The sequence below is a fragment of the Nanhaiella sioensis genome, assembly GCF_046557775.1.
GTDB lineage: Bacteria > Bacillota > Bacilli > Bacillales > SM2101 > Nanhaiella > Nanhaiella sioensis.
The window spans coordinates 3,450,170-3,465,534 of record NZ_JBKAEG010000001.1; the positions used below are offsets into that span (position 1 = coordinate 3,450,170).

Annotated in this window: 14 protein-coding genes; 10 read left to right on the forward strand and 4 right to left on the reverse strand. The window is 33.4% G+C overall.

Annotated features, from left to right (window positions below; translation table 11 throughout):
- The first annotated feature begins 355 nt into the window (after positions 1-355).
- The 6 genes from V1503_RS15980 to V1503_RS16005 all read left to right on the forward strand — a co-directional run bounded on the left by V1503_RS15980 (position 356) and on the right by V1503_RS16005 (position 8,887).
- The gene (locus V1503_RS15980) at positions 356-1,813 is read left to right on the forward strand and encodes a spore germination protein (RefSeq protein ID WP_410629453.1); all 1,458 of its coding nucleotides are present in this window, start codon (positions 356-358) and stop codon (positions 1,811-1,813) included.
- A 218-nt stretch (positions 1,814-2,031) separates the two neighbouring features.
- Positions 2,032-2,232, forward strand: a complete 201-nt coding sequence (locus V1503_RS15985) for a YqgQ family protein (RefSeq protein WP_214480255.1) — start codon at positions 2,032-2,034, stop codon at positions 2,230-2,232.
- Between the two features lie 91 nt (positions 2,233-2,323).
- The gene (locus V1503_RS15990; RefSeq protein ID WP_410628163.1) at positions 2,324-3,289 is read left to right on the forward strand and encodes an ROK family glucokinase; all 966 of its coding nucleotides are present in this window, start codon (positions 2,324-2,326) and stop codon (positions 3,287-3,289) included.
- 887 nt (positions 3,290-4,176) lie between these two features.
- Positions 4,177-6,069: an LTA synthase family protein gene (locus V1503_RS15995; RefSeq protein ID WP_410628168.1), complete on the forward strand. Its 1,893-nt coding sequence runs from the start codon at positions 4,177-4,179 to the stop codon at positions 6,067-6,069.
- Positions 6,070-6,482: 413 nt separating this feature from the next.
- Positions 6,483-7,676, forward strand: coding sequence for a M14 family metallopeptidase (locus V1503_RS16000; protein WP_320256854.1), 1,194 nt, complete (start codon positions 6,483-6,485; stop codon positions 7,674-7,676).
- 77 nt (positions 7,677-7,753) lie between these two features.
- Positions 7,754-8,887, forward strand: coding sequence for a YqgU-like beta propeller domain-containing protein (locus V1503_RS16005; RefSeq protein ID WP_214480252.1), 1,134 nt, complete (start codon positions 7,754-7,756; stop codon positions 8,885-8,887).
- A 228-nt stretch (positions 8,888-9,115) separates the two neighbouring features.
- Here the strand turns inward: V1503_RS16005 and V1503_RS16010 are convergent, their stop codons facing one another.
- Both V1503_RS16010 and V1503_RS16015 read right to left on the reverse strand, forming a co-directional pair.
- Positions 9,116-9,292 (reverse strand): DUF2759 domain-containing protein, encoded by a 177-nt coding sequence (locus V1503_RS16010; RefSeq protein ID WP_214480445.1) that lies wholly within the window; start codon positions 9,290-9,292, stop codon positions 9,116-9,118.
- Positions 9,293-9,379: 87 nt separating this feature from the next.
- On the reverse strand, positions 9,380-9,862 hold the full coding sequence (locus tag V1503_RS16015) for a hypothetical protein (protein WP_410628171.1): 483 nt from the start codon (positions 9,860-9,862) through the stop codon (positions 9,380-9,382).
- A gap of 101 nt (positions 9,863-9,963) precedes the next feature.
- Here V1503_RS16015 and V1503_RS16020 point away from each other — a divergent pair, with 101 nt between their 5' ends.
- Entirely contained in the window at positions 9,964-10,599 is a 636-nt protein-coding gene (locus tag V1503_RS16020; RefSeq protein WP_410629454.1) for an MBL fold metallo-hydrolase, read from the forward strand.
- A 4-nt stretch (positions 10,600-10,603) separates the two neighbouring features.
- Complete coding sequence (locus V1503_RS16025; RefSeq protein WP_410628172.1) at positions 10,604-11,731, forward strand: class I SAM-dependent methyltransferase; 1,128 nt, start codon at positions 10,604-10,606, stop codon at positions 11,729-11,731.
- A gap of 145 nt (positions 11,732-11,876) precedes the next feature.
- Here V1503_RS16025 and V1503_RS16030 read toward each other — a convergent pair whose 3' ends face one another.
- A complete protein-coding gene (locus tag V1503_RS16030; RefSeq protein ID WP_214480250.1) occupies positions 11,877-12,119 on the reverse strand; it encodes a DUF2626 domain-containing protein in 243 nt (80 codons plus the stop codon).
- 85 nt (positions 12,120-12,204) lie between these two features.
- Complete coding sequence (locus tag V1503_RS16035; RefSeq protein WP_214480249.1) at positions 12,205-12,906, reverse strand: helix-turn-helix transcriptional regulator; 702 nt, start codon at positions 12,904-12,906, stop codon at positions 12,205-12,207.
- 359 nt (positions 12,907-13,265) lie between these two features.
- Here V1503_RS16035 and comGA point away from each other — a divergent pair, with 359 nt between their 5' ends.
- Positions 13,266-14,339, forward strand: a complete 1,074-nt coding sequence (gene comGA / locus V1503_RS16040; RefSeq protein WP_320256858.1) for a competence type IV pilus ATPase ComGA — start codon at positions 13,266-13,268, stop codon at positions 14,337-14,339.
- Positions 14,323-15,357 (forward strand): competence type IV pilus assembly protein ComGB, encoded by a 1,035-nt coding sequence (gene comGB / locus V1503_RS16045; protein ID WP_410628175.1) that lies wholly within the window; start codon positions 14,323-14,325, stop codon positions 15,355-15,357. The genes comGA and comGB overlap by 17 nt, the downstream gene beginning before the upstream one ends.
- Positions 15,358-15,365: the final 8 nt, after the last annotated feature.

A 15,365-nucleotide genomic window follows, 5' to 3' on the forward strand; every position in this document is an offset into this window, starting at 1 on the left:
TCTATGCGAAAACATCGTTGCAATTGTTACCAACTTAGAACATCCAGAAATAGATTTTATTAGATGGTCATCGATGAAAGATGCAAGGATACTACAAACGATAACTGTATTTATGTTTGGTACTTAGTAAGAAAAACAACAAATAATACGAAAATTGCTACTTTCTTAGTACATCTTTATACACTATAAAACTACCTATTTGATAAATAGTTGTAGATAACCATTAACAGGTATTTTATAAATATGTATGAATCAACTTGTACAAATATCCACTAATAGATCATTCAAAGGTATTTTTTTTTGAAATAGAGTCAATGATGGTGGAAGAAGTTTGTTTGGTGGTGATGAGATGGATATGAGAACTAAAGTAACACCTGTTTCAGAAAACATAGTTGAAAATATACAATTTTTACGCAAGGAATTGGGTGTTGAGAAGAGCTTTGATGTTATTCATTTAGACGTTGAATATGCTAAAAGAGATATGGCCTTATTTTTAATTGATGGATTTGCTAAAGATGATATACTCCATTATTTGATGAAAATCTTATCCGAGTTAACAGAAGAACAACTTGAAAAAGAAGTATTGCAAAAGCTTCTAAAAACTTATATTCCCTATGTGGAGGTTGAAAAGACAGATAATTTAGAGACTGTAGTAGATGCTGTGTTGGCAGGGCCTACAGCATTAGTCGTTGATGGTATTGAACATGTCATTATCATTGATGCGAGAACATATCCTGTAAGGGGTCCAGAGGAACCAGATATTGAACGTGTTGTTCGAGGTGCAAGGGATGGTTACGTTGAAACAATAGTCTTTAATACTGCATTGACAAGGAGACGAATACGTGACCGAACATTACGTATGGAGTATATGCAAGTTGGTAGACGGTCAAAAACAGATATATGTATTTGTTATTTAGAGGATATCGCGGACACAGGACTAGTAGAAGATATAAAGCAGTCATTAAATAAAATAGATACAGATGGTATACCTATGGCAGAAAAAACAATTGAGGAATTTATTTCGGGTAGACATTGGAACCCTTATCCTTTAGTTAGATACACGGAAAGGCCTGACACCGCAGCAGCTCATATTTATGAAGGACATGTCATTATTATTGTCGATGGTTCTCCTAGCGTAATAATTACGCCTACAACATTTTGGCATCACTTACAGCATGCAGAGGAATATCGAAATAAACCAATTGTAGGAGCGTATTTGCGTCTTGTACGTTTTGTAGCAATTTGGGCATCGCTCTTTCTTTTACCATTGTGGTATTTATTTGCAAGCCATCCTGAATTATTACCAGAAGGACTGGAATATTTAGCTCCAAAGGATGTAGGAGAAATTCCGTTATTATTACAGATTGTGCTAATAGAAATAGGTATGGATATGTTAAGGATGGCATCTATACATACTCCATCTTCATTAGCAACTGCGCTAGGCTTAGTTGCAGCTATTTTAATTGGTCAGGTTGCAATTGAAGTGGGTATATTTATTAATGAAGTTGTTTTATATTTTGCTGTTGTAGCTGTTGGAACTTTCGCCACACCTAGCTATGAAATGAGTATGGCAAATAGGTTAATAAGAATTGCAATCTTATTATTTACTGCCACTTTTGGTCTAGCAGGCTTTGTTATTAGTATTACGATATGGCTAGTGATGCTAGCACGTATGAAATCATTCCACACACCTTATTTGTGGCCATTTTTACCTTTCTCTTATCGAGCTTTCAGAGATGTATTAGTTCGTGCGCCGATTCCATTGAAAAACAGGAGACCTACAATTTTACATCCAAAAGATCCCGATCGCTAGTAAAATGGTTAAATAATGTGGGTATGGAGCAAATCATGGGGAATTATTCCACATGTTTGAAAATCCCACTCGAACTAAAGAATTAATTTGTCGTGAGTGTCATCTTTGGCACTCATTTTTTGTTATTTGTTATTCAGCTTGACGAACTAAGCTATTTCTTTATAAAGTAAGTGATGTACAAGTGATTTGAAATAGTCTGACGTTAGGAGATAATTATTATGAGGACATTGTATGACGTTCAACAATTATTAAAAAAATATGGTACAATAATATACATTGGTGATAGAATTGCCGATCTTGAATTAATGGAATCTGAATTAAAAGAGCTATATCAATCACAGCTTGTAGATGTAAAGGACTACCAGATGGCACTACTGTTACTTCGTCAAGAAGTTCAACGTTTGAAAGACGGGGCATAAAACGTATAAAGTAATTATTTTTTATACATTTAAAGAAAGTTCTTGTAGTATCGATTGATAAACTTATTTAATAAAAGGAATGAAAGATAGAATGGATAATAAATGGTATGTTGGCGTAGATATTGGAGGAACAACAGTAAAGTTAGCCTTTGTTGATAATGAAGGGAATATTATTGAAAAATGGGAAATTGCTACAGATATTTCTGACAATGGAGAACATATAGTAAACCATATAGCGCAGGCTATAGATAATAAACTAGCACTGCTACAAAAATCTCGAAAAGATTTAATTGGAATTGGTGTAGGTGCTCCTGGTCCAGTAAATACAGCAACAGGTGTTGTATACGTAGCTGGAAATTTAGGCTGGGAAAATTATTCTCTAAAAAGTCACTTGGAAGCGATAACAGACCTTCCCGTTATTGTCGATAATGATGCAAATAATGCTGCTGCTGGTGAAATGTGGAAGGGAGCAGGAGGAGGAGCTGAAGACTTAATTTGTGTTACGTTAGGAACTGGAGTTGGAGGAGGTATTATTGCTAATGGTGAACTCGTCCACGGTATAAATGGTGCAGGTGGAGAAATTGGTCATATTACTTCTGTACTAGAAAATGGTGCTTTATGTAGCTGTGGAAAAAAAGGGTGTATTGAAACAATTGCTTCTGCAACTGGAATCGTTCGCGTAGCTAAGGAAAAACTTCAACAAACAACCGTTCCTAGTAAATTAAGAGAGCTTTCAGAACAGCAAGGACAAATTTCAGCAAAACTAGTTTTTGATACGGCAAAAGAAGGAGATCAATTGGCACTCGAAGTAATTGATTATATGGCCTTTCATCTAGGATTTGTTTTAGCTAGTTTAGCAAATGGTTTAAACCCTAAAAAAATAATTATTGGCGGCGGTGTATCACACGCAGGCGCAATTTTAGTGGATAAAGTAACTGAACAATTCAATCAATTTCTTTTTCCAAGGGTAGCACAAGGTGTATCTATTTCTTTAGCTACTTTAGGAAATGATGCCGGGGTAATTGGAGCTGCATGGTTAGTAAAAAAGAATGTATAAACAATAGGGGAAAACGCAAAGGTTGACACATTGTCAACCTTTTTTTGTTTCTCCTTTATTACATTGATTGATGCTTTACAAACTGAAAATTGAACCTAGTATCTTAGTGCTCATAGCATCTTTTTTACAAAACGGTTGAGTAAAACGACTTTTTTTCACCTAGAAAGGAGTCCATTGTTTTCATTTATGTGACAACATTGTAAGGAAAATGACATCTATAACGATAGAAGATGTAATACAAGTATATTACACTCATTATAGATAGTTGAATGTCGATGTGTTAGATATACCCATTGACAAGAAGAGTAAGACAAAGTATTGTATATTCTGTACTATAACTGTTAGTACACATTTAACTTTCTTTAAAGGATTAGAGTTACAGTTCATTTATATTCAGTTGAATTTGCATTTCTTACTAACATTGATTTCTCGTTAACTTGTCATGTTTATTATACTTAGGCTATTTTTTATAACCTTTGTTAACTGTTAAGTAGAAGGATGTTATGTTTTTAGATTTGACCGTTGATAAGAACAGCTACCACGAACGCTTTTATGTCATTGTATGGCTACACACAAGTTAGCGCAGCAACAGCGTAAATAGCGCAACATAAAAGCTGTCGAAAGATGGTTCATCTAGGTTGTGTTATTATTGGAACAATTCTGAATATAAAAGTACATGAAACTTTTTGTTAGTTCATTCGTCTAATTATAGTAACCGGTGAATAAGATAAAAAGATTATTTTAACAGTAGATAGTTAATTTTAATTTGCATTTTAGTAAAAAAAGTATTAAGATAACCATTAGTTGTTTTTGTTAATAGCCTATAAATGTAAAAAAATACAAAAAATTTTCCATTAGATATGCAATGATCTAGGGAGGAATTCAGTATGAAAAAATCATCATTGTCAAAAATGTCTATAATTCTTATAGCAACAGTTTTATTATGGATTAAGACATATATTGTCTATAAAACTAGTTTTGATATTAAAATTGAATCTTGGAAGCAAGAATTTATTCTTTTTATAAACCCATTAAGCTTTTTACTCATTGTATTTGGTATAGCACTGTTTATTAAAGAAAAAAGACGTAATCGATATATTCTTATTACGAGTTTTATTGTTTCTTTTATCCTATTCGCAAATGTAATGTATTATCGAGAGTTTACAGATTTTATTACGATACCTTTACTCTTTCAAGCTAATAATCTAGCAGATTTAGGTAATAGTATCTTTGAGTTATTACATGTGACTGACATTTTTATGTTTGTAGATGTGCTCATCTTATATTTCATTATGCGTAAAAACAATTTACGTACATCACTAACAACTTTTACAAACAGAGAACGTAGGGCATATTTTTTAATGGTCGCAGCAGTTGTATTTTTTAACTTAGGTCTTGCAGAAACAGAACGTCCTCAGTTGTTAACACGTACATTTGATCGTGAAATGCTTGTGAAAAATATCGGGTCGTACAATTATCACATATATGATCTTGTGTTAACGTCAAAAACAAAAGCACAAAGAGCATTTGCAGACAGCAGTGAATTTGTTGAAATTGAGAACTATTTAAATGCAAATTACACAGAGCCAGATGAAGACCTTTTTGGCATAGCAAAGGATCGCAATGTCATTATGGTTTCAATGGAATCTTTGCAAAGCTTTGTGATTAACGAAACAATTAATGGCGAGGAAATTACACCATTTTTAAATGATTTAATTGAAGAAAGCTATTACTTTGATAATTTTTACCATCAGACAGGTCAAGGGAAAACATCTGATGGAGAATTTTTAGTTGAAAACTCGTTATATCCTTTAGGTAGAGGAGCTGTTTTCTTCACGAATGCTGAAAACGAGTTCCGTGCAACACCAGAGATTTTAAAAGAAGAAGAAGATTATTATTCCGCAGTTTTTCATGCAAATAATAAAAGCTTTTGGAATCGTGATGTTATTTATCCTAACCTTGGATATGACCGTTACTTTTCATTAGTAGATTACGATGTGAACGAGGAAAATTCAATTGGTTGGGGATTGAAAGATATTGAGTTTTTTGATCAATCTGTTGAGAAGCTTAAAACATTACCTCAACCGTTTTATACAAAATTTATTACGTTAACAAATCATTTCCCATTTGAGCTAGATGAAGAAGATAAAATGGTAGATGAATTTACGTCAAACAGTCGTACACTTAATCGTTATTTCCCAACGGTAAGATATATGGATGAATCATTGAAAAGCTTTGTTGAACAATTAAAGCAAGAAGGTTTATATGAAAATTCTATTCTCGTGTTTTATGGTGATCATTATGGTATTTCAGAAAACCATAATAAAGCGATGGGTGAGTTTTTAGAGAAGGACATCACACCGTTAGATGTCGTACAATTACAAAAGGTTCCATTCATTATTCATATACCGGGTGTGACTGATAAAAATCCAGAAATGATTTCTAAAGTAACAGGTCAACTTGACGTGAAGCCAACACTTCTGCATTTATTAGGTGTCGATACGAAGGATGATGTGCACTTCGGATCTGATATTTTCTCAGAAGATAAACTAGATTTTATTGTGCTTAGAGATGGAAGCTTTATTACTGAAGATTATGTATATACAAAATCTACATGCTATGATAAAGAGACAGGCGAAGAGACGGATGGTTCTAAGTGTGAGCCTTATGAAGAAAAAGCGAAGCAGGAGCTAGAGTACTCTGATAACATTGTCTACGGGGATTTATTAAGGTTTTACGATGGAACATCTTATAATGAAAATTTAACAGAAGAAAAATAGTAATGAGCTTATTAAACACCGAATGAAATACTAAACGCTATGGCCATATGAAGTTGGTCATAGCGTTTTTATTCATGTTTTACTATTGATACTCATATTGTTGTATTAGGCTGTTTTCACATTCGTTATAGCTTCCCTTACTACAATTATCACGTATAACTAGTTCTTATGGCATTTTTTCTTCTATAAACAATGACATTCCCATAAAAGCTTTTCTCAATAAACGTATGTAGTTCAACACGATAACAAGTTTAAAAAAGGCTATTTCCACACTAATAAATAAACACGGACACGTCTATAATATATCTTTTCATGATAGTCACATAAAACTTCTTTTCACTGTGGTAATTTCGTATAAACACAAAATGTACGAAAAGAGCCTTGTAGTAACAAGATATAAGGAGGAATTACTATTGAAAGTTCTGGTAAGAAAAGGTGATACATTATGGTATTTCAGCCAATTATTTCAGATTCCTCTGCAACTTATCATTGATTCCAATCCACATAAGAAGCCTAATATTTTGTCTATTGGAGATGAGGTGAAAATACCAGGCTTTACTTTAAGACCATATACAATTAAACCAGGGGACATGTATTGGAATATTGCACATAGGTTTAATTTAGCAACCGATGCCTTATTACTCGTAAATCAACACGTAAATCCAAATAAGTTAAATATTGGCCAACAAATTTATATTCCTATTTTCATTTCAAATGGTGTCATCCATACTAATACCTTATACGATTATCAAGCATTGGTTAGAGATATTAATAAACTATGTAAGGCATACCCATTTATTAAATTAAATGAAGCTGGGAAATCAGTATTAAATTCAAACATACCAGAACTTATCATTGGCAGAGGTCCAAAAAAAGTTCATTGGAACGGTTCTTTTCATGCGAATGAATGGATAACAACAGCTATAATTATGCAATTTTTAAATGAGTATCTGTTATCACTCACAAATAGTGGGTACATTCGTGGAATTTTAACACAGAAGTTATATGATTCAGTTATGCTGTCAGTTGTCCCAATGGTAAATCCTGATGGTGTCAATCTTGTCATTAACGGCCCACCAAACCAAATGCCTTATAAAACTGAAGTAGTTCAAATAAATAACGGAAGTATGAATTTTTCTGATTGGAAAGCAAATATTAGAGGTGTTGACCTTAATAATCAATATCCAGCAAATTGGGAAATTGAAAAAGAACGTAAAAAGCCAAAGGCACCAGCTCCTCGAGATTATCCTGGTGATGCCCCATTAACAGAACCTGAAGCAATAGCAATGGAAAAACTAACAGAAATCCGCAATTTTGACAGAGTGCTAGCATTCCATACACAAGGAGAAGAGATTTATTGGGGATATGAAGGTTATGAGCCTCCATACTCAGAAGCAATTGTAAAAGAATTCGTTAGAGCGAGTGGATATAAAGCGGTACGGTACGTTGATAGCCATGCAGGCTACAAAGATTGGTTTATCCAAGAGTGGAGAAGATCAGGTTTTACTATAGAACTTGGAAGAGGAATAAATCCATTGCCGTTATCTCAGTTTGATGAAATTTATAATAAAACGGTTGGAATCTTTCTAGCTTCTATGTATATGTGATTTTTAGGTTTTCTTCTTGAAATGAAACCATTCACGCATCATAATCGTATATACAAGTAGGTGAGGTGAACGATAATATGCGTTGGTTTTGGTTTGTTTTTTCTTTAATCATAGTTGTAACAGTGGTTACTGGTTGTTTTATAAATAATGGTACAAAAACGATAGATAAACAGCCTTCATTAAGATTTGTAAATGATCTAACTAAAGGGAAAATAGACCAGTTGTATACACCCAATTCAGCAATTCAACCAATTGATGTTGATGAACGCAGTATTCAAACGGTTGGGGATTGGTACGATGATACGACGATATTGTATATTACTAACGAGAATGAAGGTTCTACTGTGTATAAGCACAATATCTACTCAGGGAAAAAGGAACAACTATATAAGAGTAGCTCAGAAATTTCAACAATAAAAGGGAACCATAATCAAAGTTATTTCTTGCTACATACTTTACCGACTACGTATGAGGCAGAGCTTGTTATTGTTGATAAGGAAGGGAAAGAGGTATTCAAGTGGGCTACAGGTTCTTACGAATTAAACTATGAATGGAACCCTTATAATCCTGAGCTATTATATGTAACGACTTTTTTTGCTGATTGGTCCTTTGAAACTTATTTGTTAAATGTTTCTAAACAGAGTGTTCAAGAAAATACAATAGATATACCATTTATTCAATGGGCTGGAATTGAAGAAGTTACATATTTAAAGTGGAACCAAGATGAACCATCTTACTCGGCACCTTTATATGAACAAAACCTACAAACGAAACAAGGGCGGCATTTGATAGAGGACGTTTCGATGTATGCCACTACAAATAATCTCTTAATGACAATTACAACAGATGGTGACAGCATTGCTTATTATTCCTTTTATCAAGTTAGTCCTATTAACAAAATGACCCAAATGGAAATTCCGCTGTTAGCTCTTTATTCACAATGGTTTTTCCCTTATTTTGACTTTATTGAAAGTAAGGATGAATTTATCACGTTTGCTCCATACGGTAGTGGTAATTATGATAGCTATCACGATGATTTTGAGTTAATTACCTATTCCGTACTAACTGGTGAAAAAAAATCAATCTTGTCAAATATAGCAAATCTACCGATTAATATGTCGCCAAATGGTGAGCTTTGTTTGTATGGATACTATAATGAAAAAATTATTAATCTTAATGACAAAAATATCTATGAACTTGTTCAGCTATAATAAGTTTTCTGCGAGTAATTTCTTTTATATAAAGGCTGTTTTGGCATAAATTATTGTTTTTCGTAATAATAAAATACACATGTATTCAACTAGATTTCGTGTCATATTTTCTTCTATAGCCCGATACCTTTATCTTCTAATTAGGGACTATAGCAACAAAGTTTACGTGAAAAAATAAAAAACCATCGATTGACTTGATCGATGGTTTAATTATTTTGTTAGCTCTTTTTAGTGGGCAACTGCAGGGTAGCCATGATTAATAACAGTCATCACAGTAAAGAAACCAAATACAGCGACTGTTCCAAAAGCAAAAAAGAATCCTAGGAAATTTTTGTTTTTAAGTGAGCTAACAACTCCAATTGCTGCCAAAATTGTAACTAACCCAAATATGAAGACAAGTCCCATCTGTACCATCTTTGTGCCTCCTTTAGATCTTATTAGCTTATATGTAAAGGCTCAAAACATTCCTATTATATTTTAATCGTTTTCATCTTATTTGTCGAGATGAAAAAATGACACTTCTATGTCATAAGCTTTAGCGATACCACATATTAACTCGATGTGTTGTTTATCAACAAAATATATGATCTTCTGGCCATCCTCGATTGCAACCACAAACTCATTTATTTCTATTAATGCCATTTCAATTTGTTGTGGTTTACCACTTTTCACTGTGAAGGGTGAAACCATATCTTTGTATATATAGTATTTACCTTTTTCAGATATAAATCCATAATCAGTAAAAATAGTAGTTGGTATTATTTTTTCTGCATGATATAAAACGTACTCTTCTATATCATAATCATATGTTAATAAATATTCTTTTGCTAATATAGCATCTTCTGAATCAGAAAAAAGTAACAGCTGTTGATCAAAATCAAAAGTGGTAATGTTACTTATTATTGCTGTTATTTCTAATAAATGAGTAGAGTCATCTACTTCTTCCGGCATTTCTACTCCATAATATGTGATCAATTTCTACACTCCTTAAAAGTCAACCTTATTTCGATCTTTCTGAGCATCTTTAATTAGTGTAAAATAAGATTAGAATGACTGCAATGGAGGAATACAAAATGATGAATTGGGAGCAAATTCCGCTAGGTCCCTTACAAACAAATGCTTACATCCTTAGAAATGAACAAAATGAGTGTATTATCTTTGATCCAGGAAGTGAAGGAGATTCCTTTAATGAATTATTAACAAGAAAATCTCTGCAGCCTTTAGCAATTGTTCTTACCCATGCACATTTTGATCATATAGGTGCTGTTGAAGATGTAAGAAAAAAGTGGGGTGTCCCTGTTTATATCCATAAAGCTGAACAAGATTGGCTTACAAATGCTTCATTGAATGGTTCAGCATTTTTTTCATTAGGCGCTGTTGTTTGTGATAGACCTGCTGACGTAATCATTGACAAGGAACAACAACTAACGATCGGATCATTTCATTTTACTGTTTTTGAAACACCAGGGCATTCGCCTGGAAGTTTATCATTTTATTGTGAAAGTATTAAGACGGTTTTTTCTGGTGATACACTCTTTGCGGGTAGTATAGGGCGTACTGATTTACCTGGTGGAGACCATCAGCAATTACTGGATAGCATTCATGCAAAATTATTATCTCTTCCTGAAGATACGATTGTGCTAGCTGGTCATGGACCTGAAACGACAATAGAAATTGAAATGAGCAGCAATCCTTTTTTAAACGGGTTTTAATACTATGGTGAATATGAACACTATTATTAAAGATGCGATTAGTTCAAGTCCAAACAAGATGATTTCTTTTGCACAATTTATGGAATTAGCATTGTATCATCCTAATTATGGCTATTATATGCGAGAACAAACTAAGATCGGTAAGAAAGGTGATTTTATTACGAGTAGTAATATTTCGAATGTTTTTGCTGTCTTGTTTACTAATATATTTATTGATTTAGTAGAACAGCAAAAAGTGTCCCCAACAATTGTTGAAATTGGTGGAGGTAGTGGTCGATTTGCAAAATCGGTACTAGAAGAATGGAAAGAAAGATCTCCCCAGACGTATGAGCAACTTACATATATATTGATTGAAACTAGTCCATATCATCGTGAGCTGCAAAGGCAGCTGCTCATAAATGAACAAGATAAAGTGATTCAGTTTGAACATCTTCAACAGTTCATTGAAAATCATCCTTTTTATCAGGGGATTGTTTTTACGAATGAATTATTCGATGCTTTTCCAGTAGAAGTAATTGAAAAACGTAATGAGGAATTACATGAGGTTATGGTGACACTAAATGATAACAACGAAATTGAAGAATACTTCGTACCGCTTTCAAATAAAGAAATTATCAAATATTTAGAAGAACAGAACATTGAATTAACTAATGGTCAACGCTTTGAAATTCCGTTACAGATGAAAAGTTTTATCCACGAACTTAGTAGCACTCTAGAACAAGCAGTTGTATATACTGTGGATTATGGCTATACACATAAAGAATGGCAACATCCTGCTCATATGAGAGGAAGTCTTAGAGGATACCACCGTCATCAGCTCATTAATAATCCTCTATTAAACCCAGGAAATATGGACATCACGTCACACGTTCATCTTGATGCCGTTAAATACTACTACCGTAAGGCTGGATTTACCGAAGTCGCTATGTTGAGGCAGGATCAATTCCTGCTTGAGGCTGGTATATTACAATATTTACAAGACAATAATGATACGAATCCTTTTTCTGAAGTTAGCAAAAGAAATCGTGCGATAAGAAGTTTAATTTTAGATGGCGGGATAAGTTCATATTTTCACGTCATCATGATGCAAAAAAACATGGATATAGCTTGGGAAAAAAACTATATGTGTTAAAATGTTAAAAATTATAGGTATACTTCTACACTGGGTTGTATCTTTAGTATGTGGAAGTATTCTAAAATCTTAAATGAAAAAGTTCGTTATAATCAAAACAAAAAGCGATGGAAAACCATCGCTTTTTGTTCTTGATTATAATCTCTTAATGTCCTGCGCCAGGTACCATAAAGAATGTAGTATAGTATGTGAAGCCCGCGAAAAAAATTGTTAAGTAAGCACCAAATATATAAAGATACATGCGCTCAGTTAGTTTTAAATAACCTAAAATAATAAAGAAGGCCGTTTGAGCGAAGAAAAGCAATGCTACTTCATCCATGTGACCAATATAAAACATAACAGCAAATATACCTGTCCAAAACCCTAATACACGAAACATACGATCCATATGTATAAGTCCCTCCTTTATCCCCTTATATTCCACTTACATATTATAATGTACAATTCAGGCGATTGTAAACATAAGATTGATACTAGTTTGTGACTTTGACTTGATATGAACAAGAGTCACAGCCGTGAATAATATTATCTTTTTCGATTAGTTTTACATTATTGAATAATACTTCGAACATTCCATGTAAAAAAGCATAATGCATGCCACAAATAGCGTCAGTATGTTTATCAGCTAGTTCTTTAAATGGACAATTGAAGATTTGGAAAAAGATGATCGTTTTATCTTCATTATGCTCAAATTCAGGGTGAAAACCTAAAGTAGTAGCAGAATCTTTTAGTATTTTCAACTTATGTTCGAATGACAGTGCTGTAGTTTGTGTGTCATTTGGGTGAAGCTGTGAATCGATTATTTCTTGACCGAATGCTTTCCCTGTATCAAATAATGCTTCTTTTCCAGCCTCACCTAGTTTCATCATTGATTGTATGGCTACTTTTGCTAATAATTGATAATCGCGAAATGGGAAAAAAAGTTGTACCACATCATCAGATAAACGATATAAACGGCTTGGTCTACCACCTTTTCCCGTCTTCTTTGCCTCTGAAACAAGCATGTTAACATCTTCTAACTTAGACAAGTGGAGACGTGCGACATTCGGATGAATTTTAAACTCATCAGCAATTTCTTGAACTGTTACCTCGCTATGTCTTTTAGTTATATATTGATAGATGTAATAACGAGTAGGATCAGATAATACATTCGTAATTTTTAAAGTTTGTTCCATACAATTCACTCCTAACAATGGAATCTTAATTCCATTATAATACAGGCGTATATACATTTAAATGTTATTTACGTGGTAAACATTAGTTGTTCTAAATTGTTCACAATTTGTTGATTATTTTGTTATTATTGACAGATCAAGCTTATTTATTTACGTTGATTGTGGAGTGAACAAGATAGCTATTTATCGTTCAACTTCTAAAGGTGAAGCTCTTCTCTTGTTGATGCTTACATAATAAGCTAAGCTGGAGCATCCGATAGTTAAATTTACATCTTAATTTTATAAGGAAAAAAAGAAGGGAAATGGAGATTTATGTAGAAATATGTTTTTGAACCAATATAAAAAGGAGGTCGATACATTTGCCAGCGATTGAACGAATTGGTGATCGCTTATTAACTGAAGCCCAACACTTGGGAGTATCTGATATTCACTTTATGCCTCGAAAGAAAGATGCTCTAATTCAATTTCGGCTAGACAACGAACTAACAGCAAAGGAAATGATAAGTAAATCAACTTGTGAACGATTAATAGCACATTATAAATTTCTTGCAGGAATGGACATTGGTGAAAGACGAAGGCCGCAAAATGGTGCATTATCAATGATTATTAATAGCAAAAGCCTTCAACTTCGGCTATCAACCTTACCTACGATTAATAATGAAAGCCTCGTTATTCGATTATTACCTTCAGATTCATTTTATCCACTCAACTTTTTAACCCTTTTCCCTAATACGACAAAAAAACTAATTTCTTTACTAAAGCATGCTCATGGGTTAATCATTTTTACAGGTCCAACTGGATCGGGGAAAACAACCACATTATATTCTTTACTTCATTCATCCCAACACCTAATAAATCGGAACATTATTACGCTTGAAGATCCAATTGAAAAAAGGAGTGATAAAGTCATCCAAGTACAGGTGAATGAAAAGGCAGGTATCACATACTCAAATGGTCTAAAGGCGATACTACGACATGATCCTGATGTAATTATGGTTGGAGAGATTCGAGACGCAGAAACTGCCAAAATTGCTGTCCGAGCATCACTTACAGGACATCTAGTGTTAACCACTATGCATACAAGAGAAGCGAAAGGCGCCATTTATAGGCTGTTAGAATTCGGTGTTCCATTACAAGACATATCTCAAACTCTAATTGCAATTACCGCTCAAAGGTTGGTGAACATTAAATGTCCATTTTGTGCTGGGGAGTGTTCGAGATATTGTAAAACGTTACGCACATATAGGAGAACGAGTATTAGTGAGTTTGTGTACGGGAAAGTATTAACAAAAATGATTGATGAAGCTAAGGGAGATTCAGTAGACTATAGTTATAAAAAAATGAAAGATATCATTAGTAAAGCAATAGCTCTTGGATTTATCTCTACTAAAGAATTCGATAAATGGGTATACAAAGATGAAATCGAAAAATAAATGGAATTTGAAACAACAAGCCCAATTTTGTCGAAGGTTAGGTGAGTTGCTAGAGAAAGGGTATACGTTATCTCAAGGTATTGAGTTCCTCACTTTACAATTGTCAAAATCACAACAAGAAGATTTACAATATTGCATAGGAAAGATGAAAGAAGGTTACTTACTTCACGAGGTATTAGAGCATTTATCCTTTCATAGGGACTTACTAAGCTATTTATACTTTTCTGAGCAACAAGGTGAATTAGCAAAAGCATTGCTCGAAGGCAGTTCAATTATAGCCAAAAAAGACGCATATTATAAAAAGTTTATTAAGGTTATTCGTTACCCTGTGTTTCTAATCGTCGTAGTGTCGTTATTATTTGTGGCAGTGCAACAAGTATTATTGAATCAATTTGACCAATTAAATCAATCAATGAAATTAACAAAAACTACTTTCTCAACAATACTGCATAATGTGTACGCAATTACACCTTATATTTTTTTAATTGGATTGTGTGGCCTTATCTTATCGTTAGCGTTTTACTTTACCTTCTTCAAGAAACAATCTCCTATTTTACAAATGAATATCATTTGTAAGATACCGTTCCTTCATTCATCAGTAGCACAAATAAACTCCCAATATTTTTCTTTTCAATTAAGTACTTTACTTAGTGGTGGCCTATCCATTAATGAAGCACTGTTAATTTTTGAGCAGCAGTATCATTTAGCATTTTTTCAGATAGAAGCAGCTCGTATTCGTCAGCAGCTAACTTCAGGGGAATGCTTAGAGGCAATTATTAAATCCAGACCCTATTTCGAGAAAGAATTAGCCTTAGTTATTTCTCACGGACAATCCAATGGAAACCTTGCAAATGAATTGTATCATTATAGTCAATATACATTACTAAGAATCGAAGAAAAAGTGATGTCGTTTTTAAATGTTTTACAACCAGCTCTTTTTATAAGTGTAGGTATGATCGTTGTGTTCATTTATTTAGCTATCATGATTCCAATGTTTCAGTTAGTTAAAGCTTTATAGTATGTGTG